Below are 26,413 nucleotides of genomic sequence, written 5' to 3'. Positions count from 1 at the left end.
GGGTCGGCGGCGCGGCGTGCGGTTGCCGGGCGGGTCAGTTGGTGCAGTGGTACAGCACCTGGGCCGCCGCGGAGCTCGCCGCGGCGCCGTACTCGCTCGCCGGCACCGGGCTGCAGCTGGTCTGCAGCCACTGGGTGAGGCCGGCCGGCCCGGAGCCGCCGCCGAACCCGCCCCGGCCGCTCTCGCCCGCGCCGGGCGTCAGGATGTACTGCAGCTGGTGGTCGGCGACCATGCCCTTCAGCTGGTCCAGGGTGGGGTTGGGCACCTGGCCGGTGAAGCCGCCCATCGGCAGCACCTCCTTGCCGGTGGCCATGATGTACGGCGAGGCCGTGCTCCAACTGGTGGTGGCCATCAGGTACTTGTCGCCGGCGGCGTGCGTGCTGACGTAGTCGAAGATCGACTGCTGGGCGGAGGTCAGCTTGGCGTCGCCGCTCCCGCCGCCCCAGGCGCCGGCCATCGCGGCCATCGCGGCGCTGCCGCCCTTACCGGCCCCACCGGCAGCCCCGCCGCCGAAGGCCCCGCCGCCGAAGGCCGCGGCACCGGGCCAGGCCTGGCCGCCGCCCGCGCCGCCCGCCTTGGCGTCGGCCAGGAACTGCGCCATCCCGTGGCCGCCGCCACCGCCACCACGGCCGGACGGGCCGACCGTGCCCATGCCCGAGTTGCCGTACTTCGAGTCGAGCACCGACGCGGCCCACGCCCCGGGTGCCACCAGCATCGCGACCAGCGCCGTCAGCAGCCCGACCACGCCGAGCCGGCCGGCGGAGAACCGGCCGCCGCGGGAGACCAGCAGCAGCACCAGGGCCACCACGCCGAGGCCGATCGTGGTCGGCATCAGCCAGGGCAGGAAGGTGGGGTAGTCCTGGGTCAGGTAGGCCGCCCAGGCGACGGTGCCGACGAGTGCGACCGGCAGCGCCCAGGCCCGGGCGCCGCCCTCCCGGAAGCCGCGCCAGAGCAGCACGGTGCCGGCGCCGCTCAGCGCGGCCAGCGGAGCGCCGATCACGCCCATGTAGTAGCTGTGGCCGCCGACGCTGCCCGCGCTGAAGACCAGGAAGAACACGGCCAGCCAGGTGCCCCAGAGCAGGAAGCCCGCCCGCAGGTGGTCGGTGCGCGGCTCGCGGCGCCGCCAGAGCAGCCCGCAGATCACCGAGATGGCGGCCAGCGGGTAGAGCCAGCCGGTCTGCGGCGCGAACTCGCTGCTGAACATCTTGGTCCAGCCGCCGTCGTTGCCGCCCATGCCGCCGCCCTTCTGGGCGCCACCGCCGGCCCCACCGCCGGCCGTCTCGCCCTTGGCGCCGCCGGTACGGTGGCCGGCCATCGCGGCGGAGCCGGCGCCGGAGCCGTGGAAGCCCGCGTCGCCGGAGCCGAAGCCGGCCCGGTGGCCGCCCTGGGCGTCGGTGCCACCCGTGTCGGTACCACCCGCGCTGGTGCCACCCGCGCTGGTGCCACCCGCGGCGCCGCCGCCGAAGCCGCCCCAGCTGCCCGGGCCCGCCTGGCCGCCCTGACCGCCGGCCGCCTGGGCACCGCCGCCGGCACCACCAGCGCCGCCGGCGGCACCCTTCGCGCCGCCGAAGGCGTGCCCCATGATGTTGCCGCCGCTGCCCGAGGTCACGCTGCCGGTGGACGACGCGGTCAGCCCGACCGACGAGAAGCGGTTCAGGAAGTTGTAGCCGACCACCATGCTGAACGCCGAGTTGTCGGTGGTCCCGTCGACGTACGGCCGGTCCTTGGCGGGCGTCACGGTCACCAGCAGGATCCAGGAGGCGGAGACCGCCACCGTCACCAGCCCGGCGAGCAGCACGTGCACGATCCGCTTGCGCAGCGCGATCGGCGTCGACACCAGGTAGATCGCGGCCAGCGCGGGCAGCACCGCCCACGCCTCCAGCATCTTGGCCTGGAACCCGATCCCGACCCAGACCCCGGCCATCAGCAGCGGCCGCAGCCGTGCGGTCTGCGCGGCCCGCTGGGCGGCCTCGGCGGCCAGGATCACCATCAGGGTGAACGCCGGGTCCTCCACCGCGGTCCGGAACAGCCCGGCCAGGACCGGGGTCAGGGTGAACGCCGCCGCCGCGATCAGCGCCGCGTTCGCCCCGGCCCAGCGCTGCACCACGCGGTACAGGGCCAGCACCGAGAGCACGCCCTCGATCGCCTGGGGCAGCGTCAGCGCCCACGGGTGGAAGCCGAAGATCCGGGCGGAGATCGCCTGCGGCCAGAGGAAGCCGGGCAGCTTGTCCAACGTGATGCTGTTCGCCGGGTCGAACGACCCGTACACGAAGGCCTTCCAGCTCTCCGTCATGCTGCGCACGGCGTCGGAGTAGAAGGTGTGGTAGCCGCTCTGGTTGATGTTCCAGAAGTACAGCAAGCCCGCCACCGCCGTGATGGCCAGCAGCATCGGTCTGGCGTAGCCGGGCTGCCCCGCGGGTGACCGCCAGGGCCGTCTGCCCAGCAGGCGAGGTGCGATCGGCGCCGTCGTGGGTGTCGTGAGCACGCTTGTAGCCATGCCGCGACTCTGTGCCGCCTTGATGAGAAGGATCTGGGAAACCGCCGGTACCTGGGCAAACCTGTACCTACCGCACACCGAACCTTTGCCGAACAGATGGGCGACACCTGACGGATCGTTTGATAGCGGGCCGTAACGGACGTCACAGGAGCCCCGGAACAGCACAGCGCCCCGGGACACGACCGTGTCCCGGGGCGCCGCGGATCGGCCCTACTTCAGGCGGGTGCCCGCCGAGCGCAGCATCTGGGTGGCCTCGACCACCCGGGCGGCCATGCTCGCCTCGGCCAGCTTGCCCCAGGTGCGCGGGTCGTAGGTGTTCTTCTTGCCGACCTCGCCGTCCACCTTCAGCACGCCGTCGTAGTTGCGGAACATGTGGTCCGCGACCGGGCGGGTGAAGGCGTACTGGGTGTCGGTGTCCAGGTTCATCTTGACCACGCCGTTCTCCAGCGCGGTGGCGATCTCCTGGGCGGAGGAGCCGGAGCCGCCGTGGAAGACGAAGTCGAACGGGTCCTGCTTGCCGTACTGGGCGCCGATCGCGTCCTGCAGGTCGCGCAGCAGCTCGGGGCGGAGCACCACGTTGCCCGGCTTGTAGACGCCGTGCACGTTGCCGAACGAGGCGGCCAGCAGGTAGCGGCCCTTCTCGCCCAGGCCGAGCGCCTCGGCGGTGCGGACCGCGTCGTTCACGGTGGTGTAGAGCGAGTCGTTGATCTCGTGCGAGACGCCGTCCTCCTCGCCGCCGGTCGGGGTGATCTCGACCTCAAGGATGATCTTGGCGGCGGCGGCCTGGGCCAGCAGCTCCTGCGCGATGGCCAGGTTGTCGTTCAGGGTCTCGGCCGAGCCGTCCCACATGTGCGACTGGAAGAGCGGGTTCTGGCCCTTGGCCACGCGCTCGGCGGAGATCGCCAGCAGCGGGCGGACGTAGCCGTCCAGCTTGTCCTTCGGGCAGTGGTCGGTGTGCAGGGCGACCGTGACGTCGTACTTGGCGGCCACCACGTGCGCGAACTCGGCGAGCGCGACGGCGCCGGTCACCATGTCCTTGTTGTACTGGCCGCCCAGGAACTCGGCACCGCCGGTCGAGATCTGGATGATGCCGTCGCTCTCCGCCTCGGCGAAGCCGCGCAGGGCCGCGTGCAGCGTCTGCGACGAGGTGACGTTGATGGCCGGGTAGGCGAACTTGCCCGCCTTGGCCCGGTCCAGCATCTCGTTGTAGACCTCGGGAGTTGCGATGGGCATGCGAATCCGCTCCTGTCGGTGTGCGGCGTACGGTCGGCCTGTCTGGCGCGCGTACGTCTCGGTACGTCCTCGGTACGTTCGCGGCGGTGCGGCGGTACCAGGGGCTGCGGCGGCCTCGCGGAGCCGCGGGGCACCGCCCCCGATGAGGGTGTGGGGAGCGGATGTCGTGTGACCGCGTTCCGGACGCCGGGGCCATCTTCCCAGACTCGTGCCCCGGCTTCACCTTCCCGCTCGCCAGTCGGGACAGAAGCCGCCGCCGGACAGTACGAAAGGGCGGGAGCGCCCTGACCGGCCGGGACCCCGGTCCGTTCGTTAAGCCGCTCGCAATCCCGTCACGTTATTCTGCGACTCGTGACTACTGCCACGACCGAGCTCGCGGTCAATCTCCTCAATGCCAAGTCGTTGATCGCCTCGGTCGGGACGATCGGCCTGCTGGCGATCATCTTCGCCGAGACCGGCCTGCTCATCGGGTTCTTCCTGCCCGGTGACTCGCTGCTGATCCTGGCCGGGGTGGCCGCCTCCTCGGCCGCCGCCAAGGCCTTCGGGCCGGGCGTGCAGATGCCGATCGCCGTGCTGCTGCTCGGCGCGCCGCTCTGCGCGGTGGCCGGCGCGCAGCTCGGGCACCTGCTCGGTGCCAAGGTGGGCCGGAAGCTCTTCGACAAGCCGGATTCGAAGATCTTCAAGCGCGATTACGTGGTCAAGGCCGAGGAGTACTTCGCCAAGTTCGGTCCCTCGAAGGCCGTGGTGATGGCCCGGTTCATCCCGGTCGTCCGGACCTTCCTCAACCCGGTGGCCGGCATGCTGGAGATGCCCGCCAGGACCTTCTTCGTCTGGAACCTGGTCGGCGGGGTGATCTGGACCGAGGTGATGCTCTGCATCGGCTACTTCTTCGGCGACTCGATGGCCCCGGTGATCGACAAGTACCTGATCCCAGCGATGGCGCTGATCGTGCTGCTGTCGATCTCGCCGATCCTGCTGGAGGTGCTGCGGGACCGCCGGAAGAAGAAGGCGCTCGGCGTCGACGGGCCGGTCAGCGAGGAGGCCGTGCAGGCCGCCGGCGGGCGGCACCGCCGCGGCTGAACCCGCTGACACCGACGGCCGGGGGGGGGGGTGGTGTTGGTGAACAACCCCCCCCCCCCCCCCCCCGCGGGGGGGGGGGCGGGCCGGGGGGGGGGGGGGGGGGGGGGGGGGGGGGGGGGGGGGGGGGGGGGGCGGGGTGGGGGGGGCGCCGGCCGGGGCCGGGGGGGCCCCCCCGGCCCCCCCCCCCCCCCCCCCCCGGCGGGGGGGGGGGGCCCACCCCCCCCCCCCCCCCCCCGGCCCGTCGCCGTTCCGGCGGAGGACCTCAGGCCAGGTCGAGGTCCTCGGCGGTGAAGACGGTGTAGTACGGCAGCCCGGTGGCCTCGATGGCGGGCTTGGCGCCGCGCTCGACGATCACCGCGACGCCGACCACCTCGGCACCGGCCTCGCGCAGCGCCTCGACCGCGGTGAGCACCGAGCCACCGGTGGTGGAGGTGTCCTCGACGGCGAGCACCCGGCGGCCCTTGACGTCCGGGCCCTCGATCCGGCGCTGCAGGCCGTGTGCCTTGCCCGCCTTGCGGACCACGAAGGCGTCCAGCTCGCGACCTCGGGCGGCGGCGGCGTGCAGCATCGCGGCGGCGACCGGGTCGGCGCCCAGGGTCAGCCCGCCGACCGCCTCGTAGTCGAGGTCGGCGGTGGCGTCCAGGAGCACCCGGCCGACCAGCGGCGCGGCCTGCGCGTCCAGCGTGATGCGGCGCAGGTCCACGTAGTAGTCGGCCTCACAGCCGGAGGAGAGGATGACCTTGCCGTGCACCACGGCCTTGGTCTTGATCTGCGCCAGCAGCGCGTCGCGGTCGTTGCTCATGGACAGCCAGTCTAGGCCGCGCCGGTACGCCGGCGGAGCACCCGGGCCAGCACGACCGCACCGCCGACCAGCGCCACGCCGCCGCCGATCACCCACGGCACCGCCGCCCGTCCGCCGACCCGGGCGGCCACCGGCGCGCCGGCCGGCTGCTCGCCGTACCAGCGGCTGGCGGCCCGGGCCCGGGCGCTGCGGGCGGGCAGCGCGGGGGCGTACCGGCCGCGCGGCGGGGCGTGGTCGACCTCCTCGGCCGAGCGGCCGACGATGCTCCGGCGGACCGGACCGGCCAGCACGTCCTCGGGGGAGAGCGGGTCGCCGTACGGAACGTCCAGCCGCTCGCCCGGCTCGGGCTCGGCCCCGGCCGGCTGCTCCGGCTCGGCCTCCAGGCCGAAGTCCTCGGGGGCGGAGAAGGCGATCAGGTCGGAGAGGTCATCGGCGAACAGGTCGTCGGGCAGCGGCTCCTCGTCGCCCGCCCGCTGCTGATCGGCCGCGGCGCCCTCGACCTCGGTCCCGCCCTCGGTCTCGGTCCCGGCCTCGGTCCCGGCCTCGTCGTCGGTCTCGACCGTCAGGTCGGCGACCACCGTCAGCCCGGCCGGGCGCTCCCCCGGTTCGGCCTCGGCCGTCAGCGCGCCGACGAACCGGTCCAGTAGCCGGCGCCCGGCCAGCGCCAGCGCCTCCTCGTCGAACTCGGTGAGCCGCCCGCCCGGGGTCAGGTCGCCGCTGAACCGCAGGACGGCCCGCTCCGCGCCGTCCTCGGCCACCTTGAGCCGCACGGTCGCCGTCACCTCGCCCTCGCCGCGCGCCTCCTGGCCCTCGACGAAGGCGGTCAGCACGCCCGAACCACCGCTGCGGATCAGCGAGATCACGCCGCGGTAGGTGATGGTGGATCCGCCGATCCGGACCCGCAGCCGGCCGTTGATCTCCTCCGGGCCGGCCGCGGCCGTGCCGCTCGCGCCCCCCTTGCCGCCGCGCCGCCCGCCGGCCGGCCGCCCCTCCGTGTCGTCGGCGTCCACGCTCAGCCCGGGGACGCACCGCGCGAGCAGCGCGGGGTCCTGCAGAGCGTGCTGGACGAGTTCGGCCGACAGCGGGACGACAACCTCATGCTCCATGCCTGTGAGCCTACCGACCCGCCCCACGGGTGGTGGGGCACGGCGCCGCCCTGACGCTCGTCCGGCCGCGCGCCCCGAGGGCCGGCCCGGTCAGCGTGGGTGCAGCAGGGTGCTGGGCGGCGGCAGCCGCTCGGGCCGGGTGGCGGCCAGCCGGGCCGCCGCGGCGGCCAGCGAGGCGGGGTCGAGCGAGCGTGGCGGCGGCGCGTCCGCGGCCAGCCCGAGCGACGGCGGGTTGTCCCGGGCGGCCAGCAGCACGGCGGCCGTCGCGCCGCTGCCCGCCGGGTCGCAGGCCGGACCGCCGCCGGCCACCGGGAACGGCACGGTCCACAGGCCCACCGCGCGCAGGCCGGACTCGACCCGCCACAGCCCCGCCCCGGCGGCCCCGGCCGGCACCGCGAGTCGCCCGCCCGGGCCCAGCCGGGCGGCGGCCAGCCCGTAGAACTCGGCCGAGCGGTACTCGCCGCGGGCGGCCCGTTCCGGGGCCGGCAGGTCGGCCAGCACGGCGTCGAAACCGGTCGGGCCGGGCCGGCGCAGCCACTCCAGCGGGTCGGCGGCCACCACCCGCACCCGGGGGTCGGCGAACGCGTGCCCGCTCAGCGCGGCCAGCCCCGGGTCGGTCCGGGCCAGCCGCGGCAGCGCCGGATCGAGGGTGACCAGCAGCACCGAGTCGACCCCGCGGTGCCGCAGCACCTCGCGCAGCGCCAGCCCGTCGCCGCCGCCGAGCAGCAGCACCCGCCGGTCCGCGCCGCCGGCCAGCGCGGGGTGCACCAGCGCCTCGTGGTACCGGTACTCGTCGGTGCCGCAGACGGCCAGCCGGCCGGCCAGGTAGAGCCGCAGCGGATCGCCGCCGGGGGAGGGTCGCCGGCCCGGCACCCGGGCCGGCCCCGTCCCGGGCCCGCCGGTCAGCACGATCTCGCCGTACCGGCTCTGCACCGCCGCGCGCGGCGGCGCGCCGTACAGCGCCTGCCGGGCGGCCCGTTCGATCGCGCCGCTGAAGGCGGTCGCCAGGGCGAGCAGCACCAGCACCGTGCCACAGCCGGCCCAGAGCAGCAGCCGGGTCCGCGGTGCGGCCTCGTCCCGGAAGAGCCAGAGCACCACCGCGGCGCCCGCCAGCGCGTTGACCGCGCCGGTGAGCAGCGCGCCGGTGGCCTGGCCGAGCGCGGGCAGCAGCAGGAACGGGAAGGCCAGCCCGCCGATCAGCGCGCCCACGTAGTCGGCGGCGAACAGGTCGGCCGCGGCCTGCCCGGCCTCCTCCCGGCGGATCCGCTGGATCAGCGTCATCAGCAGCGGGATCTCGGCGCCGATCAGCAGCCCGATCGCGCAGGTCAGGCCGACCATGGCGAACTGGCAGCCCCCCAGCCAGGCCCAACTGCCGTAGAGCAGCAGCACCGAGAGCCCGCCGACCACCGCCAGCGAGCACTCCACCAGGGCGAACGAGGTGGCCGGGCGGTGCGCCATCCGCTTGACCCCGAGCGAGCCGACCCCCATCGCGAAGACCATCACGGAGAGCACCACCGAGGTCTGGGTGACCGAGTCGCCGAGCAGGTAGCCGCCGAGCGCGACCAGCTCCAGCTCGTAGACCAGCCCGCAGGCGGCACAGACGAAGGCGGCGAGCAGCACCAGCACCCGGGCGAGCTCCGGGCGGTGGTGCAGCAGGCACGGGCGTCGCCCGCCGGGGCCGCCGCGCTCGCCTGTTCGGGCGCGGCCGTCCGGGTGGCCGCGGAGCCTGCCGGGGGCGCGCAGGCGTAGGCGGGCGCTCAGCCAGGGGCGCGGGGTGGGCCCGGCGGGGGTGCCGGGGCGGGGTGGCTGCTGGTGGGCCCGGCCCTGCCCCCGGCGGCGCGTGGCGGCCCGTGCGGTCCGGCCACCGCCGAAGGCCGGGGAGGGACCGTCGCGGTCGAGGCCGGGCCGCGGTGGTGGACCCGCAGGCTGGTAGATCACGCAGAAACGCTAGGCGACCGGTGCCGCGAATAGTCGCCCTCGAACGAGGGGTAGCGGTGGTGTTCGCCTTGACGGATCGTCACGGTGTTCGGGGGACGACCGCTTGGCGCGGTCACCGGAGGGTGGGCCGGGCCAGCGCGCAGCGGGCCGCCGGGTCGGGCGCCGGCTCGGCCGGCCCGCGCACCACCAGTGAGGAGCGGGTGCAGACCAGCCGCCCCTCCTGTGGGTAGGCGTGCCAGGTCCGCCAGAGCACCCGCTGCGCGCTGCCCTGGGCGACCAGCGCGGTGAAGGCGCACGGGTCGCCGGGGAAGACCCCGGCCAGGCCGCGCGGGTGCTCGTCCACCAGGGCCAGGATCTCCTGCGCCCGGGCGGCGAACACGTGCGGTGGCAGCGACTCGATCCGGGCCGCGAACTCGTACTCCCAGCCGGCGACTTGCTCGGCGACCCGGGCCGGCAGCGGGGTCCGCCGGCCGGGCATGCAGGCCACCGTCTCCAGGCACTCGCCGGGGCCGGCCGCGATGACCACCTGGTGCGAGGCGCCCAGCAGGCGCAGCTGCAGGGTGCCCTCCGCTCTGCCGTCGGCCTCCGGGCGCCGCTCGGCCGCCGGCCCGGGGGTGGGGGCGCCTCCTTGCCGCAGGACCGGGGGACGCTCGTCCCCGGGCAGCAGGGGCAGGTCCCGGACGGCGAGCGCGGGCAGCGGCCCGCCGCCGAGACACCAGGCCAGGTCGCCCGCGCGGGTATCGGTATAGGAGGTCTGCAGTGTGGTGAGCATGCTCGGCTCCGCATTTCAGCTCCGTACGCGCCCGCCGTGCAGCGTCCGACTCGGCCGTAGGCGAGGCTGTTCGAGGCTGTGCGGTCCAGGCGCGGCCGACCGTGGAAGGAAGGATTCCGGCTGGAGATTCAGCAGCAGAGAAGCACGAATTCTCCGGGTCCGTCAGGGATTTACCCATTCTTGTTGCACATTCACTGTTCCGGGCGTAGTGCCTGGCCAGGTCTGATCGATCTGTTGAACGGGATTGCTCGCCGTGCGCTGTCCAGACCGGCGTACGCGCCCTCCGGACCTGGCGTGCGCCTCCGCGGGCCGGGGCGCGCGTCGACCTTCCCGCGCTCTGGGCGGGCAACCGAAAGCCCCGGACCGGTGCCGTCCGGCCCGGAGTGGGTCGTCAACTACCGCTGCGGGGTTGGTGATCGGCGCCGCCCGATGCCAACCGCCGTGCCGTGCCGGATCATTGCCCCGGTGCGGGCCGCTCCGACCTGCCCGGCGCGGCCCCGAACGGCGAGCCGGGCGACCAGCCGGACCGGGACCGCGCGGAGTGTCAGCTGGGACGCAGCCGGGAGAGCCGGTCGACCGCTGCTTCGAGCACCTCGTCCCGCTTGCAGAAGGTGAACCGGACGAGGGAGCGGCCGGCCTCGGTGTTGTCGTAGAAGACCACGTTGGGAATGGCCACCACCCCGCACCGTTCGGGCAGCGTGCGGCAGAACTCCAGGCCGTCCTTGAACCCGAACGGGGCGATGTCGGTGGTGATGAAGTAGGTGCCGTCGGGGCGGAAGACCTCGAACCCGGCCTGCGCCAGCCCGTCCGAGAGCAGGTCGCGCTTGCGGGTCAGGTCCGCGCGCAGCCCGGCGAAGTACTCGTCGGGCAGCCGCAGCGCCTTGGCCACGGCGTACTGGAACGGGCCCGCGTTGACGTACGTCAGGTACTGCTTGGCGGTCCGCACGGCGGCGGTCAACGGCGCCGGCGCGGTCACCCAGCCGACCTTCCAGCCGGTGAAGGAGAAGGTCTTGCCGGCCGAGGAGATCGAGACGGTGCGCTCCCGCATGCCGGGCAGCGCGGCGATCGGGTAGTGCGCGACGCCCAGCACCAGGTGCTCGTAGACCTCGTCGGTCACCACCAGCAGGTCGTGCTCGACGGCGAGGCGGGCGATCTCGCGCAGCTCGTCGGCGGTGAGCACCATCCCGGTGGGGTTGTGCGGGGTGTTGATGAGCAGCAGCCGGGTGCGCGGGGTGATCAGCGCGCGCAGCCGCTCCAGGTCGGGGCGGAAGGACGGCGGCTGGAGGGTGAGCGGCACCCGGGTGGCGCCGGCCATCGCGATGCAGGCCGCGTAGGAGTCGTAGAACGGCTCGAACGCGATCACCTCGTCGCCGGGTTCGAGCAGCGCGAGCAGCGCGGCGGCGATCGCCTCGGTGGCGCCGGCGGTGACCAGGACCTCGCTGTCGGGGTCGTACTCGAACCCGTAGAAGCGCTGCTGGTGCTCGGCGATGGCGGCGCGCAGTTCGGGGACCCCGGGGCCGGGCGGGTACTGGTTGCCCCGTCCGGTCAGCACCGCCTCGGCGGCGGCCTCGGCGATCTCGCGCGGCCCGTCGGTGTCGGGGAAGCCCTGCCCGAGGTTGATCGACCCGGTGGCCGTCGCCAGGGCGGACATCTCCGCGAAGATCGTCGTCCCCAGCCCCGCCAGCCGGCGGTTCAGCAAAGGCCTGTCGTCCATGCGCACCCGGTCTCCTCCGTCAGGGTCCCGCGGCGCGGGGACCGCAGCGAGCTTAACGCCGCCCGCCCGTCGTGGGCCCGGCCCTTCGGCCGGTGTCGGCGCAACCTCCCCGTCGGACCGGCTGATTGACCGTCGGACGAACCGACTCCGGCCCGGCCGAAGGGAGTTCGGGCCGGGCCGGAGAGGCGGAGCGGGTCAGTCCTCGTCGGTGTCGTCGTCCGAGGCGGCCTCGTCCTCGATCTCCTTCTGCAGGCCGAGGCGCTCGACGATCCACTGCTCGAAGCCCACTGCGGCCTGGGTCCAGTTGGCGGTGGTGGTGACGAAGTAGTCCAGGTTGACGCCGGTGCCGACGATCATCTGCGACTCGCCGATCAGCCGCACCACGCCGTCCTCGTGGGTGTGCGTGTAGACCTTGGGCCACAGGGTCTCGCGGTTCCACTCGTCGATCAGGTCGAGCAGCTCCGCCTTCTTCTCCAGCGGGTGCGGGCGGTCGTAGAACGAGCGCACCGCGAAGAGCTCCTTCTGCTCACCGCGGAACATGTAGTAGACCCGGAAGCCCTCCCAGGGGGCCGCCAGGTCGCCCTCCTCGTCCACCACGTGCTTGAGCTGCATCTGGTCGAGGAGCTGGGTCACCAGGGCCTGGTCCGGAACCACCACGGGCGGCGGACCGGCCGGTCCGCCGCCCTGCGGGGGCTGCGGAGCGCCGAACGAGGGGATGGACGACGGGTCGATACTCACGGGGGGTCCCTTCACAGTGCACGAGGGTGGCTGCGTTGCGGGGCCGCCCTTCCATGACTACTCCATCCTGCCTCATCCGACGGCGGGGGCACAGGGCCGGCCGGTCCCCGGCGCCCCCGCCGGCCACTTGGGCTCAGCCGGCCGGCGCCACCGTCAGCCGGTCGCCCGCCTCGTCCCGGTCGACCAGCACGGTGTCCCCGTCCCGGACCCGCCCGGAGAGGATCTCCTTGGCCAACTGGTCGCCGATCGCCGACTGCACCAGCCGGCGCAGCGGCCGGGCGCCGTACGCCGGGTCGTAGCCGGTGAGCGACAGCCAGTCACGGGCCGCCGGAGTGACGTCCAGGGTGAGCCGCCGGTCGCGCAGTCGCGCGGCCAGCCGGGCCACCTGGAGGTCGACGATCCGGCTCAGCTCCGCGGTGCCCAGCGCGTCGAAGACCACGATGTCGTCCAGCCGGTTGAGGAACTCCGGCTTGAAGGAGGCCCGCACGGTCTCCAGGACCAGCTCCCGCTTCTTCTCCTCCGGGACCGTCGGGTCCACCAGGTACTGGCTGCCCAGGTTGGAGGTGAGGATCAGGATGGCGTTGCGGAAGTCCACCGTGCGGCCCTGGCCGTCGGTGAGCCGCCCGTCGTCCAACACCTGCAGCAGCACGTCGAAGACCTCGGGGTGGGCCTTCTCCACCTCGTCCAGCAGCACCACGCTGTACGGCCGGCGGCGCACCGCCTCGGTGAGCTGGCCGCCCTCCTCGTAGCCGACGTACCCGGGCGGGGCGCCGACCAGCCGGGAGACCGAGTGCTTCTCGCCGTACTCGCTCATGTCGATCCGGACCATGGCCCGTTCGTCGTCGAAGAGGAAGTCGGCCAGTGCCTTGGCGAGTTCGGTCTTGCCGACACCGGTCGGGCCGAGGAAGAGGAACGAGCCGGTCGGCCGGTCCGGGTCGGCGATGCCGGAGCGGGTCCGTCGCACGGCGTCCGAGACGGCCTGCACGGCGACCTGCTGGCCGATCAGCCGGCGGCCCAACTCCTCCTCCATGCGCAGCAGCTTGGCGCTCTCGCCCTCCAGCAGCCGGCCGGCCGGGATGCCGGTCCAGGAGGCCACCACGTCGGCCACGTCGTCCGGGCCGACCTCCTCCTTGACCATCGAGGTGCTGGTGTCCTGGTCCTCGGCGCGGGCCTGGGCCTCGGCCAACTCCTCTTCGGCGGCCGGGATCTCGGCGTACATCAGCTTGGAGGCCCGCTCGAACTCGCCGTCCCGCTGGGCCCGTTCGAGGGCGCTGTGCAGGCCGTCCAGGCGCTCCTTGAGCTCACCGACCCGGTTCAGGCTCTTCTTCTCCTGCTCCCAGCGCGCGGTGAGGCCGGAGAGCTGCTCCTGCTTGTCCGCCAGGTCGCGGCGGAGCTTGGCCAGCCGGTCGACCGACGCCGCGTCGGACTCCTTCTCCAGCGCGAGTTCCTCCATCCGCAACCGGTCCACCACGCGCTGGAGTTCGTCGATCTCGACCGGCGAGGAGTCGATCTCCATCCGCAGCCGGGAGGCCGCCTCGTCGACCAGGTCGATCGCCTTGTCGGGCAGGAAGCGGGCGGTGATGTAGCGGTCCGACAGGGTCGCGGCGGCGACCAGCGCGGCGTCCGCGATCTGCACCTTGTGGTGGGCCTCGTAGCGGCCCTTGAGACCGCGCAGGATGGCGATGGTGTCCTCCACGCTCGGCTCGCCGACCAGCACCTGCTGGAAGCGCCGCTCCAGCGCCGGGTCCTTCTCGATCCGCTCGCGGTACTCGTCCAGCGTGGTGGCGCCGACCATCCGCAGCTCGCCGCGGGCCAGCATCGGCTTGAGCATGTTGCCGGCGTCCATCGCGGAGTCGCCGCCGGCGCCCGCGCCGACCATGGTGTGCAGCTCGTCGATGAAGGTGACGACCTGGCCGTCGCTCTCCTTGATGTCGTTCAGCACGGCCTTCAGCCGCTCCTCGAACTCGCCGCGGTACTTGGCGCCGGCCACCATCGCGCCGAGGTCCAGCGCGACCAGCCGCTTGCCGCGCAGCGACTCCGGCACGTCGCCGGCCACGATCCGCTGGGCCAGCCCCTCGACCACCGCGGTCTTGCCGACACCGGGCTCGCCGATCAGCACCGGGTTGTTCTTGGTGCGCCGGGAGAGCACCTGGACCACCCGGCGGATCTCCTGGTCCCGGCCGATCACCGGGTCGAGCTTGCCGTCCCGGGCGGCCTGGGTGAGGTCGGTGCCGTACTTCTCCAGCGCCTTGTAGCTGCCCTCCGGGTCCGGCGAGGTGACCCGGGCGCTGCCGCGGACCTCCTTGAACGCGGCCAGCAGCGCCTTGGGGGTGGCGCCGTGCCGGGCCAGCAGCTCGGCGACCGCGCCGCCCTCGGCGGCCAGGCCGACCAGCAGGTGCTCGGTGGAGACGTACGCGTCGTCCAGCTCATCGGCGCGCTTGCCGGCCTCGGTCAGCACGGCCAGGGTGTCCCGGCCCAGCTGCGGCGCGGCGACCGTCGAGCCGTGCGCACTGGGCAGCGCCCGCAGCTCGTGCCGGGCGGCGGCCATGATCTGCGCGACGTCCGCGCCGACCGCCTCCAGTAGCGGGCGGGCGATCCCCTCCGGCTGCTCCAGCAGGGCGAGCAGGACGTGCACCGGCCTGACGTCCGGGTTCCCCGCGCCGCCCGCCTGCCGGATCGCGGCGGACAGGGCATCCTGCGTCTTGGTGGTGAACTTGCTCGCGTCCACTCCTGCTGCTCCTTGAGGTCGATCCGAAGAATTAAGTTGAGTCTAGCGCGCTCAAGTTTTCCGCGTAAAGGAGAGCAGCTCGCGAGCCGGGCCGGTCGGGCGCCGGCCGACCGGCCAGACCGCGCGCAGCGGGCGGCGCAGGTCCAGGCCGGTCAGCGCGACCTCGGCCAGCCGGCTGGTGGCCAGCTCGTCGGCCACCGCCAGCTCGCTCAGGCAGACCGGGCCCGCGCCGGCCATCGCCGCCGCCTTGAGCGCCGTGGTCGAGTCCAACTCCAGCAACGGCGTGGCCATCCCGCCGTACGGGGCGAGCGCCCGGTCCAGCACCTCCCGGGTGCCGGAGCCGGGCTCGCGCAGCACCAGCGGGGTGGCGGCCAGCTCGGCCCCGCTCACCGGGGTGCCCCGGCGGGCCCAGCGGTGCGCCGGGCCGACCACCACCACCAGCCGGTCGGCCGCCACCGCCGTGCCGGCCAGCCCGGGCGGCGTGCGACTGCCCTCGACGAACCCCAGCTCGGCCTCGCCGGCCAGCACCAGCTCGGCCACCTTGGCCGAGTTCGCGGTCCGCAGCGTCACCGCGGTGTCCGGCCGGGCCGCCCGCAGCGCCAGCAGCCAGCCGGGCATCAGGTACTCGGCCACGGTCAGGCTGGCCACCACCCGCAGCCGGGAGTCCCGCCGCCCGCGCAGCGCGTCGATCCCGGCGTCCAGCGCCTGCGCCGCCTCGACCACCACCCGGGCCCACTCGACCACCAGCCGGCCCTGCTCGGTGGGCCGCGAGCCGCGCGGCGAGCGTGTCAGCAGCGGCACGCCGAGCTGTTGCTCCATGCCCCTGATCCGGGCGCTGGCGGCCGGCTGGCTGATCCCCAGCTCGGCCGCGGCCCGGCCGAGGCTGCCGTGCCGGGCCACCGCGAGCAGCAGTTCCAGGGCGCCGAGTTCGGGGACGCGTGCGGAGAGAGGCATAAAGCCAGGTTATGTCGCCATAGGGCGCGGACGGCTACCGGCGGGCACCCCCCGGCCGGAGGGTGGGGTCATGGCCACCCTCACGCACACTCGGCTCGAAGCGCCCTCCGTCCGCCGGCTCGACCTCTCCCGGCTCGGCCCCAACTGGTACGCCGCGGTGATGGGCACCGCGATCGTCGCCAACGGCGCGGCGGCGCTGCCCTACCGGCTGCCCGGACAGCTCGGCTTCGCCGAGGTGGTCTGGGCGCTCTCCGCCGCCGCGCTGCTGGTGCTGGTCGCCGGCCGCCTGGTGCACCTGACCCGGCACCGGGCGGCGGCCCGCACCCAGCTGCTGGACGACCCGGCCGGCGCGGTGTTCTACGGCTGCCCGCCGATGGCCCTGCTGGCGGTCGGCTACGGCACCCTGGTGGTCGGCGGCCGGCTGCTCGGCACCGGTCCGGCGGCCGTCGCCGACCTGGTGCTGTGGAGCCTCGGCACGCTGTACGCGGTCCTGGTGGCGGCCGGCATCCCGTACCTGATGATCACCCGGCACGAGCTCTCCGCACTGCGCGCCAACCCCACTTGGCTGCTCCCGGTGGTGGCCCCGATGGTCGCCGCCGCGCTCGGCCCGGCGCTGCTGCCGCACGTTCCCGGCGGGCTGCGGCCGGCCCTGTTCTGGGGCTGCTACGCCCTGTTCGGGGCGAGCCTGCTGGCCACCCTGACGGTGCTGCCGGTGGTCTTCACCGGGCTGGTGCACAGCAAGCTGCCGAGTGCGGTGCTGGCGCCCTCGCTGGTGCTGGTGCTCGGCCCGCTCGGCCAGTCCACCACCGCGGTCAACCAACTCGCCGACGCGGCCCGGACGGTCGCCCCGCGGCTGGCCCCGGGCGCGCTGGACCTCGCGGTGCTCTACGGGGCCGCCGTGATCGGCTTCGCGCTGCTCTGGCTGCTGATCGCGCTCGCCGTCAACCTGCGGTCCCGGCCGCCGTTCGCGATGACCTGGTGGGCCTTCACCTTCCCGGTCGGCACCTGCGTGACCGGCAGCGCCGGGCTGTACCGGCACACCGGCTTCGCGGGCTTCGCCGTCGTCGCCGCGGGGCTGTACGGGCTGCTGCTGCTCGCCTGGGCGGTGGCCGCGGTCCGCACCGGCCGTGAGCTGGCCGCCGGGCGGCTGCTGCACACCGAAGCGTCACGCTGACGCCTGGTCACCCCGGGGTTCGCGCCGGTGCGGTGCGACTGGCACGATATGGCGGTGGCCAGTCAATCCGAGCCGGGGAGGACGGGATGCAGGCCGATTCGGGAGCCCTGCCCGAGGACCTCGGGCTGGATGCCGACGCCCGCGAGCTCTACCTGACGATCGTCGGCCAGGGCGGCTGGGTCAAGGCCGAGGAGGTGCGCCCGGCGGACGCCCCGGCGCTGACCCGGCTGCTGGCCCTGGGCCTGGTCCGCGGCCTCCCCGGCGGCTCCTTCTACTCGGCCGTCAGCCCGCGCGCCTTCGCCGCCCGGGCCGGTGCCGCACTGCGCGCCCGCTCGGCCCGGCTGCTGCGCCAGGCCGACGAGATCCCGTTCCGGTTCGACGAGCTGGCCCAGGCCTACGACGCGGCGCCGCGCCCACCGGCCGGCACCGGCGTGGTGGACACCGTCCAGGACCGGGACAGCATCCGGCACCGGATAGCCCAGCTGGTCGCCGACGCCAGGACCGAGATCCTCACCGCGCAGCCCGGCGGCAACCGGCCGGCCGACCACCTGGCCTGGGCGCTCTCCCAGGACGTCCCGTTCCTGCGGGCCGGCGGCGCGCTGCGCACGCTCTACCAGCCGATCGCCCGGACCGACCCGGCCACCATCGCCTACGCGGTCGCGGTCACCCCGTACGGCGCCCGGATCCGGGTGCTGGACGAGGACTTCCAGCGGATGCTGATCTTCGACCGGGCGGTCGCGGTGATCCCGGCCTCCGCGGACATGGGCAGCGCGGCCTTCGTCGAGGACCCGACCGCGGTCGAGCTGCTGGTGGAGGTCTTCGAGCGGGACTGGCGGCGGGCCGAACGGGTGCCCTGGGGCTCGGCCGACGCGGTGCCGGACGAGGGGGCGGTCACCGCCCGGATCGGCCGGCTGCTGGCCGGCGGGCACAGCCGGCGGGCGATCGCCGGGCGGCTCGGGCTGAGCGAGCGGACGGTGGCCGGGCACATCGCCCGGTTGCGCGCGGAGGTCGAGGCGGAGACGCTCTTCCAGCTGGGTTGGCTGCTGCGGGCCCGGCGGCGCTGACCCGGGCACCGGGCCCGCCCACCGCACCTTCGGGCAGCGGCCGCTGCAAGTTCGTGCAGTTGCGGGAACCTGAAGGAGAACCGCCCTTGTCCGCGTGCACGCACACTGTGAGGCTGGGGACACGCCGAACCGCCCGGGCAACCGCAGCCCGCTGGTGGTGACTCGTTCTCCGGTCTCGTACAGGGGCAGAGGTATCTGTGCGACACAGGGGGAACGCCGGGTGGTCCGCCATATGTGGTGATGGCGACCAGGCCCGGTCCCAGCGAGGCGTTGCTGCTCCGCCTCGCTGGAAGCACCTAGGTTGCCGGCGTACACAGGTGGATCCGCCCGGAGCCGGGCGGCTTCGAGCCCCCGCCTCCGGGCCGGATCTTTCCTGGGAACCGCCGGGCTGTCTCGAATACGGGGCGAGGCAGTGCCCGGCGGTGAGCCCCGCGCGGATCCGCCGAGCAGAAGTCCGGCCGGGACGGTCGCGGGGGCGAGACGGTCCGGCCGAGCCCGCGGTGGTCCCGGGCGCGATTCACTCAGGGGCTGGCCCACAGCGCCGCCCGACGCACCCGGTACGGTGCTCGCACCCCCTTCCCACCGGGCCGGTCCATGCGGACGACCGTGCCCGGGGAGGGCGGAGGCACCGGCCACAGGGGACCGGCCGGCCGGCCCCGGAGCGGCCGACCGGGCTCCCACGGCGGGTGGACGGACGACCAGCTGGGGGAGAGCAGCCCATGATCGAGCGGGACGAACCAGACCTGCGACCGGCCAAGACCGCCGAACCGGGCCGGACCGCCGAACCGGGCGGGTTCGGCCTCCCCGGCGACCGGGCCCGTGAGCTCTATCTGGCGATCCTCACCGAGGGCGGCCGGATCCGGATGTCCGACCTCCGCTCGCCCGAGGTGCTGGCGGCCACCGCCGAGCTGCTCGACCTCGGCCTGCTGGTCCGGGAGGCCCTGGACGCCGCCTACACCGCCGTCAACCCGCGTACGGTCGGCGGCCGGCTGAGCGAGCAGCTGCGCTCGGCCGGGACCAGGCTGCTGGTGCAGGCGCAGGAGATGCCAGCCCTGCTGGAGGACCTCACCCGGGCCTACGACCGCGCCCCCCGCAAGGTGGACCGCTCCGGCGAGGTGCAGCACGTGCACGGCCTGGAGGAGATCCGCAGCCGGGTGTCCCGGCTGGGCGCCGACTGCCGGGAGGAGATCCTGGCCGCGCAGCCCGGTGGCGGCCGCCCGCCGGAGGCACTCGGTGACTCGCTGATGCGGACCCGCGAGTTCATGGCCCGTGGCGGCTCGATGCGGGTGCTCTACGCGCCCTCCGCCCGGACGGACGGCCCGACCGCCGCCTACGTCGCCGCGGCCTCCGAGACCGGGGCGCGGTTCCGGGTGCTCGGCGAGTCGTTCCGCCGGATGTTCGTCTTCGACCGGACCACGGCGGTGATCCAGGCCGCCTCCCCGAACAGCGGCGCGGCCTTCGTCGAGGACCCGGCGGTGGTCTCGTTCCTGGTCGGCGTCTTCGAACGGGACTGGCAGCGCGCCGAGCCGGTGCGCTGGGGCACCGCCGCGCAGGACCTGACCGGCCTGCCGGTGCACGACCAGATCGGCCGGCTGCTCGCGCAGGGGCTGACCCAGCGGGTGGTGGCCGGCCGGCTGGGCCTCAGCGAGCGGACCGTGGCCGGTCACATCTCCCGGCTGCGCGAGCTCTACGACGCCGAGACGCTCTTCCAACTCGGCTGGCTGATGCGGGCCTCGGCCGACGACCCGAAGGGGGAGTCGGAGAGGTGACCCGCACCCGGACGGCCGGCTCCCGGACGGTCCGCGCGGCGAGCCGGCCCTCGGCCGGCTGCTCCGACCCGCCCTGCCGGCCGAGTTGACCCAAATCCACGACCGGTCCCCGGGGCGCCCGGCCGCGCGAGCGGCACGAGACCGGGACGCCGGGTCACCGAGCCGGCGCCAGACCGGCGTCCGGTCCGTCCGGTGTCAGCCGGTCGCCGCGCCGCTGCTCGGCCAGGTGCCGAACGGGTCGCTGTGCCGGGTCGGCACCGCCTTGAACTGCTCGCCGGGCGCGGTCCAGAACCCCTCGCGCAGCGACAGCGCCATGCCGGCCCAGTCCAGCGCGGTCTCCACGATGTGCCGCAGGCTCTCCTGCGACCAGGTGTCGTCGAAGACCAGCGGCAGCACCGGCGCGACCTGCTCGATCGTGGCGATCAGCGGGTTGTGCGTGATGGCCTCGTCCACCAGCAGCACGATCGGCTTGCGCAGCGCGGAGCCCCAGCCGAGTTCGAGCGAGACGCCCGCCGAGAGCGGCGCGCCCACGTAGGCGAAGACCAGGTCCGCGGTCTGCATCGCGCGGAAGTCGGACGGCACCCGCGGTTCCGGAGCATGGCCCTCCACCGTCCAGGCGTCACTGTGGTGCGCACTGAAGACGGCGGCGCCGCTGCGCAGCAGCGAGCTGCGGAGAGCGGTCAGTCGGGTCCGGCTGGCCAGCGTGACCACGCTGTCGGCCGGCCCGGTCAGCCGCATGAGCGGCGCGGCGAGGAAGACACGGGCCCGGCGACCATCGGGGGCCTGGGCTGCGTGCTGACGCATGTACGGCTCACTCATGTCGACTCCGGGGAAGGGGTTCATTCGGTGGTGTGGGTGAGTCTCGGGCGGCCGGCCGGGATGCCGGATGACTCTTTCCTGCGGCTGATCCGAGGCTGCTGCGGCAGGAGAACAAGATTCTTGAATGGACAACGACAATCACTCAGGATGAAGCTTGTGGTGTGGTGTCCCGAGTGAGCTGATCGTCCAACGGGGCCTACTGCGCAGTCCACTGACACGGGGTGTCATTCGACTGCCTGGCAGCGAAATGACACCCCGCCCGGGAAGGGTGGCGATGACAAGGCCGTGGGCGTGCGGCATCATTGGGGCGATTGTTCGACCTAAATCTGACCTGGAACGCCCGAAGCGATCTTCGCCTGGGAGGTAGCGATATGCCTGACATCCGCAGTCTTGTCCGACTTGTCGGAGTGTCTCTTGCCGTTGGCCTGGTGACGGTTGGAGGTGCACTGGGCGCAACCGCCGCTTCGCACGCCGGGGTGGCGGGCAACTCGTCCGGGGTGGCGCGGACTTCCTCCGTGCAGGTGGTCGCGGCACCGGCGGCCGCGATGAGCCCGGGCGAGTACAACTGGAGCTGACGCCCGCGCCGATCGGTGGTCGCGGTGCGTGATCCGACGGGAAACTCCGGGGCCGGCGGGCTAGGAGTTGTTCGGGGTTCCCGGCGGGTCGCTGGAACGAGCTATCGCGTATCCCAGTTGGAACAGCGACTCGACGTTGTATTCCTCGCGCAGTTCGGCGATGTGCCGGGCGAGAGTTCGCTCACTGATCCCCAGCCGCCGTGCGATCACCCGGTGGTTGGTGCCGTCCAGCAGCAGGTCGACGATGGTCTTGCGTAGTTGCGACACGACCTGTTGGGGAACGGACCGTCCCCCGTCGAAGACCAGTGCGCGCCGCCAGTTGCGCTCGAAGACGTCCTCGGTGAGGCAGGTCACCACGGCCCGGTCGCGGATGAACGCCGCGAGGCTCATGTCGTTCGCCACCGGAATGACGGCCAGTGCCCGGTCCACCACGATCAGCCTGGTGTAGGGCTCGTCCAGGGTGCGGAACTCGCCGCCGGCCTGGGTGACCGTGGCCACGTAGTCCCGGGTGGGCCCGTGGTAGCGGGTGCTCGCGTGGTAGATGGTCCGGGCGGCCACCCCGCGCCGCAGGTCCTGCAGGTCGCTCGCCATGCTGCCGGCGAGTTGCTCCGGAGGCCGCGGGCCACCGGGCTGGGCGGCCAGCACCTCCTCCTTGGCCTTGACCACGGCATGCCGCAACTTCTGGTTGATCAGTGCTTTGCCGCGCACATATTCAATGGTCCCGCCGCCCTGCGACGGGGAATGGAATGCGTCGGCGAGATCCTGGAGTTCGGCCGGCAGGGAGATTGCCCGGGAAAGCATGCCGAGCGCCTGCTGCTGCCAGTCGGTGCTCAGTCGGGTGGCCAGGTGCTTGGGATCCACTGCGACGAGTTGGCCGGGATCATCGAGATCGACCACCAGGAGGCCGATTTGTATCAGCTCGTCGAGGTAGATCTTTTCCGGGACGGTGGCCGTCGCCGGGTCGATCCGGCCGTCCGAGCGGATGATCGACAGATAGAGTTCGCGTGCAGACGACGAAAGGGCAGCCGTGCCGGCAACGGACATGCCTGGCTCGTCCCGCATATTCATCCTCGGCTCCTCACCCCCCGTGCTCCCGGCTGACCAGTCTCGCAGGCCATGAAGCCGCCGGCACCCCCCGGAGGGAGGGTAACCGGCGGCTGATCACTGCTGAGGGGTCTACCTGCGCGGACGCCAGACCACCAGGGCGCTGGACTGCTGGGCCGGCTGGTACGGCACCAGGTCGCGGCGGTAGGAGGCGTGCACCGCGGCCTCCCGGGCCTGGAGCGTGCTGGCGGCGCCCTCCAGCGAGGCGGCCAGCTCGCCGATCCGGGCCTGCAGCGCGGCGACCTGGTTCTCCAGCTCGATGATCCGCTTGATCCCGGCCAGGTTGATGCCCTCGTCCTGGGAGAGCCGCTGCACCTCGCGCAGCTGCTGGATGTCCCGGGCCGAGTAGCGCCGGCCGCCACCGCCGGTCCGGTCCGGGCGGACCAGGCCGAGCCGGTCGTACTGCCGCAGGGTCTGCGGGTGCAGACCGGAGAGCTCGGCGGCCACCGAGATCACGTAGACCGGGGTGTCCTCGGTGAGCGCGTAGCCGGCCGCCGCGGACCGCCGGGGCGGTGGTCCGCCCGGCAGTCCCTCCCCGAGGCCCACGCCGATGGAGTCGGGGTTCATGTCACATCACGCTCCCTCCGCCGCCTTGAAGAGGGCGGCTCGCGGATCCTGAGCAGCGGTGGCCTCGCGGTACTGCTCCAGTGCCGTCAGGGCCTCGCCGGTGGTGTGCTGGGGAACCGTCACCTCGACGGTGACCAGCAGGTCGCCGCGGGTGCCGTCCTTGCGGGTGGCGCCCTTGCCACGAGCCCGCAGGGTGAGGCCGTTCGCGCTGCCCGGGGGCAGCTTGAGCTTGACCGCCGGCCCGTTCAGCGTCGGTACGTCGATGGTGCCGCCCAGCGCGGCCTCCGGGAAGGAGACCGGCACGGTCACCGTGAGGTTGTCGCCCTTGCGCCCGAAGACCGGGTGGCCGTCGACGTGGACCGTGACGTAGAGGTCGCCCGGCTGGCCGCCGCGCTCGCCCTGGGCCCCCTTGCCCTTGAGCCGGATCCGCTGGGCGTCCTGCACCCCGGCCGGGATCCGCACCTGCATGGTGCGGGCCGAGCTGGCCCGCCCGCTGCCGTGGCAGTCCGCGCACGGGTCGTCCACGATCATGCCGCGGCCCTTGCAGTCCCGGCAGGGCTCGGAGAGCGCGAAGGCGCCCTGGCCCCGGCTCACCGTGCCGGCGCCGACACAGGTCGGGCAGACCCGCGGGGTGGTGCCGGCCTTGGCGCCGGTGCCCGCGCAGGAGCGGCAGGCGGCCTGGCTGGTCATTCGCAGCGGGACGGTGGCGCCGTCCACCGCCTCCTCGAAGCTGAGTGTCACCTCGGTCTCGACGTCGGCCCCGCGCCGCGGCTGGGCAGCCCGCCCGCCGCGGTTGAAGAGCCCGCCGAAGACGTCGCCGATGCCGCCCCCGCCGCCGCCGCCCTGGGTGCCGCTGAAGAGATCGCCGAAGTCGAAGCTGTAGCCGCCGCCGTTGGTGCCGCCGCCGCGCAGGCCGCCGGAGCCGAAGAGGCTGCGCGCCTCGTCGTACTCCTTGCGGCGCTTGTCGTCCGAGAGCACGTCATAGGCCTCGGAGATGTCCTTGAACCGCTCCTCGGCCTTGGCGTCGCCCTTGTTGGCGTCCGGGTGGAACTCGCGGGCGAGCTTCCGGTAGGTCTTCTTGATCTCCGCGGTGGTGGCGTCCTTGGGCACACCGAGGACCTTGTAGTAGTCCTTCTCCACGTAGTCCTTCGCACTCACGGCAGCAGCCACCTCCCAGGATGTGTCGATACGGCGCTGCGGAGCCGCGCGTCACGAGTCGTGACGCGCGACCCCGCAGCGCACAGCGTGTCAGTTGTCGGCCGCACCGTCAGCCTCGGGGGCCTCCGGGTCCGGGCCGCCGGTGGACTGACTGCCCGGCTGCGGTTCCGCGACGGCCACCATCGCCGGGCGGATGATCCGCTCGCCGATCCGGTAGCCGGGCTGGAGGACCTGCACACAGGTGTCCTCGGTGACCTCCGAGGAGTAGCTGTGCATCAGCGCCTCGTGCAGGTTCGGGTCGAAGGGCTCGCCCTCCTTGCCGAACTGCTGCAGCCCGAGCTTGGCGACCACGGTCTCCAGCGACTCGGCGACCGACTTGAAGCCGCCGGTCACCTCGCCGTGCTCGCGGGCCCGACCGATGTCGTCGAGCACCGGGATCAGCGACTCCAGGATGTTGGAGACGGCGATCTCGCGCACCGTCAGCCGGTCGCGCTCGACCCGCTTGCGGTAGTTCTGGTACTCGGCCTGGAGGCGCTGCAGGTCACCGGTGCGTTCCAGCAGCTCGCGCTTGGCCGTGGCGAGCTCGTCGCCCTCGCCGGACTCGGCGGCGGCCGCCTTGACGGCCTCCTCCGCGGCCTTGAGGACGGCCTCGTCGGCGTTGGAGTCGTCGCCGGGCTCCACGCCCTGCGGCTTCTCCGTCATGCCGCACCGCCCTTGGGCTTGTCCTCGTCGATGATCTCGGCGTCGACCACGTCGTCCTCCTTGGTGAAGTCGACGTTCTCGGCGCCACCGGCGGCCGCACCGGCCGCGTCGGCGTTGGCGTACAGCGCCTGGCCGAGCTTCTGGGCGGTGGTGGAGACCTTCTCGGTGGCCTCGCGGATCGCCGCGATGTCCTCGCCCTTCAGGGCCTCCTTCAGCTCGCCGATCGCGGTCTCGACCTCGGCCTTGACCTCGGCCGGCAGCTTGTCGGCGTTGTCCGCGATGAACTTCTCGGTGGAGTAGACCAGCTGCTCGCCCTGGTTGCGGGTCTCGACCGACTCGCGGCGCTTGTGGTCCTCCTCGGCGTACTGCTCGGCCTCGCGCATCATGCGCTCGATGTCCTCCTTGGGGAGGGCGGAGCCGCCGGTGACGGTCATCCGCTGCTCCTTGCCGGTGCCGAGGTCCTTCGCGCCGACGTGCATGATGCCGTTGGCGTCGATGTCGAAGGTGACCTCGATCTGCGGCAGGCCGCGCGGGGCCGGCGGGAGGCCGGTCAGCTCGAACATCCCGAGCTTCTTGTTGTAGGCCGCGATCTCGCGCTCGCCCTGGTAGACCTGGATCTGCACGGAGGGCTGGTTGTCCTCGGCGGTGGTGAAGATCTCCGAGCGCTTGGTGGGGATCGTGGTGTTGCGCTCGATCAGCTTGGTCATGATGCCGCCCTTGGTCTCGATGCCCAGGGACAGCGGGGTGACGTCCAGCAGCAGGACGTCCTTGACCTCGCCCTTCAGCACACCGGCCTGCAGCGCGGCGCCGATCGCGACGACCTCGTCCGGGTTGACGCCCTTGTTGGCGTCCTTGCCGCCGGTCAGCTCCTTGACCAGCTCGGCGACGGCCGGCATGCGGGTCGAGCCACCGACCAGGACGACGTGGTCGATCTCGGAGAGCGAGATGCCGGCGTCCTTGATCACGTTGTGGAACGGGACCTTGCAGCGCTCCAGCAGGTCCGCGGTCAGCTGCTGGAACTGGGCCCGGGTGAGCTTCTCGTCCAGGTGCAGAGGGCCCTCGGCGGAGGCCGTGATGTAGGGCAGGTTGATCGAGGTCTCGGAGGACGAGGACAGCTCGATCTTGGCCTTCTCGGCCGCCTCGCGCAGGCGCTGGAGCGCCATCTTGTCCTTGGAGAGGTCCACGCCGTGGCCGGCCTGGAAGGTCTTCACCAGGTGGTCGACGACCTTCTGGTCCCAGTCGTCACCACCGAGGTGGTTGTCACCGTTGGTGGCCTTCACCTCGACCACGCCGTCGCCGATCTCCAGCAGCGAGACGTCGAAGGTGCCGCCACCGAGGTCGAAGACCAGGATGGTCTGGTCGTCCTTGTCGAGGCCGTAGGCCAGCGCGGCGGCGGTCGGCTCGTTGACGATGCGCAGGACGTTCAGGCCCGCGATCTCGCCGGCCTCCTTGGTCGCCTGGCGCTCGGAGTCGGAGAAGTAGGCCGGGACGGTGATGACCGCGTCGGTGACCGTCTCACCCAGGTAGGCCTCGGCGTCCCGCTTCAGCTTCTGCAGGATGAAGGCGCTGATCTGCTGGGGGTTGAAGTCCTTGCCGTCGACGTTGGTCTTCCAGCCGGTGCCCATGTGGCGCTTGACCGAGCGGATGGTCCGGTCGACGTTGGTGACGGCCTGCCGCTTGGCGACCTCACCGACCAGCACCTCGCCGTTCTTGGCGAAGGCGACGACGGACGGCGTGGTCCGGGCGCCCTCGGCGTTGGTGATGACGGTGGGCTCACCGCCTTCGAGAACACTGACGACCGAGTTCGTCGTGCCGAGGTCGATACCGACCGCGCGTGCCATCGTAGATACCTCCACGGAGAAGTTGAGCTTTACGGGCTCAAGCATGCCCGAGCGCGGCGGCGGCGTCAACAGGGCTGA

21 protein-coding genes are annotated in these 26,413 nt (G+C 73.3%); 5 read left to right on the top strand and 16 right to left on the bottom strand.

What is annotated here, in order from left to right; translation table 11 throughout:
- Positions 1-34: 34 nt before the first annotated feature.
- Together ACIGXM_RS04335 and fbaA are read right to left on the bottom strand one after the other, a co-directional pair.
- The gene (locus ACIGXM_RS04335; RefSeq protein ID WP_396556641.1) at positions 35-2,389 is read right to left on the bottom strand and encodes an ArnT family glycosyltransferase; all 2,355 of its coding nucleotides are present in this window, start codon (positions 2,387-2,389) and stop codon (positions 35-37) included.
- Between the two features lie 318 nt (positions 2,390-2,707).
- A complete protein-coding gene (gene fbaA, locus ACIGXM_RS04330) occupies positions 2,708-3,736 on the bottom strand; it encodes a class II fructose-bisphosphate aldolase (RefSeq protein WP_396557376.1) in 1,029 nt (342 codons plus the stop codon).
- Between the two features lie 345 nt (positions 3,737-4,081).
- On the opposite strand from fbaA, the gene ACIGXM_RS04325 reads away from it, so the two are divergent.
- Positions 4,082-4,810: a DedA family protein gene (locus ACIGXM_RS04325; RefSeq protein WP_396556639.1), complete on the top strand. Its 729-nt coding sequence runs from the start codon at positions 4,082-4,084 to the stop codon at positions 4,808-4,810.
- 262 nt (positions 4,811-5,072) lie between these two features.
- Here the strand turns inward: ACIGXM_RS04325 and pyrE are convergent, their stop codons facing one another.
- The 8 genes from pyrE to ACIGXM_RS04285 all read right to left on the bottom strand — a co-directional run bounded on the left by pyrE (position 5,073) and on the right by ACIGXM_RS04285 (position 15,562).
- Entirely contained in the window at positions 5,073-5,612 is a 540-nt protein-coding gene (gene pyrE, locus ACIGXM_RS04320) for an orotate phosphoribosyltransferase (RefSeq protein WP_396556637.1), read from the bottom strand.
- 11 nt (positions 5,613-5,623) lie between these two features.
- Positions 5,624-6,718 carry a carbon monoxide dehydrogenase gene (locus ACIGXM_RS04315; RefSeq protein WP_396556635.1) on the bottom strand — a complete coding sequence of 365 codons (1,095 nt, stop codon included), beginning with the start codon at positions 6,716-6,718 and terminating at the stop codon, positions 5,624-5,626.
- 90 nt (positions 6,719-6,808) lie between these two features.
- Complete coding sequence (locus ACIGXM_RS04310; protein ID WP_396557374.1) at positions 6,809-8,374, bottom strand: polyamine aminopropyltransferase; 1,566 nt, start codon at positions 8,372-8,374, stop codon at positions 6,809-6,811.
- Positions 8,375-8,768: 394 nt separating this feature from the next.
- The gene (locus ACIGXM_RS04305; RefSeq protein WP_396556633.1) at positions 8,769-9,428 is read right to left on the bottom strand and encodes a DUF2617 family protein; all 660 of its coding nucleotides are present in this window, start codon (positions 9,426-9,428) and stop codon (positions 8,769-8,771) included.
- A gap of 544 nt (positions 9,429-9,972) precedes the next feature.
- A complete protein-coding gene (locus ACIGXM_RS04300; protein ID WP_396556631.1) occupies positions 9,973-11,142 on the bottom strand; it encodes a pyridoxal phosphate-dependent aminotransferase in 1,170 nt (389 codons plus the stop codon).
- A 195-nt stretch (positions 11,143-11,337) separates the two neighbouring features.
- Entirely contained in the window at positions 11,338-11,880 is a 543-nt protein-coding gene (locus tag ACIGXM_RS04295) for a YbjN domain-containing protein (protein WP_396556629.1), read from the bottom strand.
- A gap of 133 nt (positions 11,881-12,013) precedes the next feature.
- A complete protein-coding gene (clpB, locus tag ACIGXM_RS04290; protein ID WP_396556627.1) occupies positions 12,014-14,608 on the bottom strand; it encodes an ATP-dependent chaperone ClpB in 2,595 nt (864 codons plus the stop codon).
- Positions 14,609-14,659: 51 nt separating this feature from the next.
- A complete protein-coding gene (locus ACIGXM_RS04285; RefSeq protein ID WP_396556625.1) occupies positions 14,660-15,562 on the bottom strand; it encodes a LysR family transcriptional regulator in 903 nt (300 codons plus the stop codon).
- A 70-nt stretch (positions 15,563-15,632) separates the two neighbouring features.
- On the opposite strand from ACIGXM_RS04285, the gene ACIGXM_RS04280 reads away from it, so the two are divergent.
- The 3 genes from ACIGXM_RS04280 to ACIGXM_RS04270 all read left to right on the top strand — a co-directional run bounded on the left by ACIGXM_RS04280 (position 15,633) and on the right by ACIGXM_RS04270 (position 19,569).
- Positions 15,633-16,736 carry a C4-dicarboxylate ABC transporter gene (locus ACIGXM_RS04280; RefSeq protein WP_396556623.1) on the top strand — a complete coding sequence of 368 codons (1,104 nt, stop codon included), beginning with the start codon at positions 15,633-15,635 and terminating at the stop codon, positions 16,734-16,736.
- Positions 16,737-16,822: 86 nt separating this feature from the next.
- Positions 16,823-17,800, top strand: coding sequence for a LuxR family transcriptional regulator (locus ACIGXM_RS04275; protein ID WP_396556621.1), 978 nt, complete (start codon positions 16,823-16,825; stop codon positions 17,798-17,800).
- Between the two features lie 719 nt (positions 17,801-18,519).
- A complete protein-coding gene (locus ACIGXM_RS04270; RefSeq protein ID WP_396556619.1) occupies positions 18,520-19,569 on the top strand; it encodes a LuxR family transcriptional regulator in 1,050 nt (349 codons plus the stop codon).
- Between the two features lie 195 nt (positions 19,570-19,764).
- On the opposite strand, the gene ACIGXM_RS04265 is transcribed toward ACIGXM_RS04270, so the two are convergent.
- Positions 19,765-20,388 carry a hypothetical protein gene (locus tag ACIGXM_RS04265; protein ID WP_396556617.1) on the bottom strand — a complete coding sequence of 208 codons (624 nt, stop codon included), beginning with the start codon at positions 20,386-20,388 and terminating at the stop codon, positions 19,765-19,767.
- A 428-nt stretch (positions 20,389-20,816) separates the two neighbouring features.
- Between ACIGXM_RS04265 and ACIGXM_RS04260 the strand changes: the two genes are divergently transcribed.
- Positions 20,817-20,963, top strand: coding sequence for a hypothetical protein (locus tag ACIGXM_RS04260; RefSeq protein WP_396556615.1), 147 nt, complete (start codon positions 20,817-20,819; stop codon positions 20,961-20,963).
- Positions 20,964-21,023: 60 nt separating this feature from the next.
- Here ACIGXM_RS04260 and ACIGXM_RS04255 read toward each other — a convergent pair whose 3' ends face one another.
- The 5 genes from ACIGXM_RS04255 to dnaK all read right to left on the bottom strand — a co-directional run bounded on the left by ACIGXM_RS04255 (position 21,024) and on the right by dnaK (position 26,335).
- Positions 21,024-22,025, bottom strand: coding sequence for a helix-turn-helix domain-containing protein (locus ACIGXM_RS04255; RefSeq protein ID WP_396556613.1), 1,002 nt, complete (start codon positions 22,023-22,025; stop codon positions 21,024-21,026).
- 114 nt (positions 22,026-22,139) lie between these two features.
- A complete protein-coding gene (locus ACIGXM_RS04250; protein ID WP_396556611.1) occupies positions 22,140-22,634 on the bottom strand; it encodes a heat shock protein transcriptional repressor HspR in 495 nt (164 codons plus the stop codon).
- Between the two features lie 6 nt (positions 22,635-22,640).
- Entirely contained in the window at positions 22,641-23,792 is a 1,152-nt protein-coding gene (dnaJ, locus tag ACIGXM_RS04245; RefSeq protein ID WP_396556609.1) for a molecular chaperone DnaJ, read from the bottom strand.
- A gap of 90 nt (positions 23,793-23,882) precedes the next feature.
- A complete protein-coding gene (gene grpE / locus ACIGXM_RS04240) occupies positions 23,883-24,494 on the bottom strand; it encodes a nucleotide exchange factor GrpE (RefSeq protein ID WP_396556607.1) in 612 nt (203 codons plus the stop codon).
- Positions 24,491-26,335, bottom strand: a complete 1,845-nt coding sequence (gene dnaK / locus ACIGXM_RS04235) for a molecular chaperone DnaK (RefSeq protein ID WP_396556605.1) — start codon at positions 26,333-26,335, stop codon at positions 24,491-24,493. The genes grpE and dnaK overlap by 4 nt, the downstream gene beginning before the upstream one ends.
- Positions 26,336-26,413: the final 78 nt, after the last annotated feature.

The sequence above is a fragment of the Kitasatospora sp. NPDC052896 genome, assembly GCF_044547075.1.
Classification (GTDB): domain Bacteria; phylum Actinomycetota; class Actinomycetes; order Streptomycetales; family Streptomycetaceae; genus Kitasatospora.
Note: the sequence above shows the minus strand (reverse complement) of the source record. Positions and strands in the feature narration are given on the sequence as shown.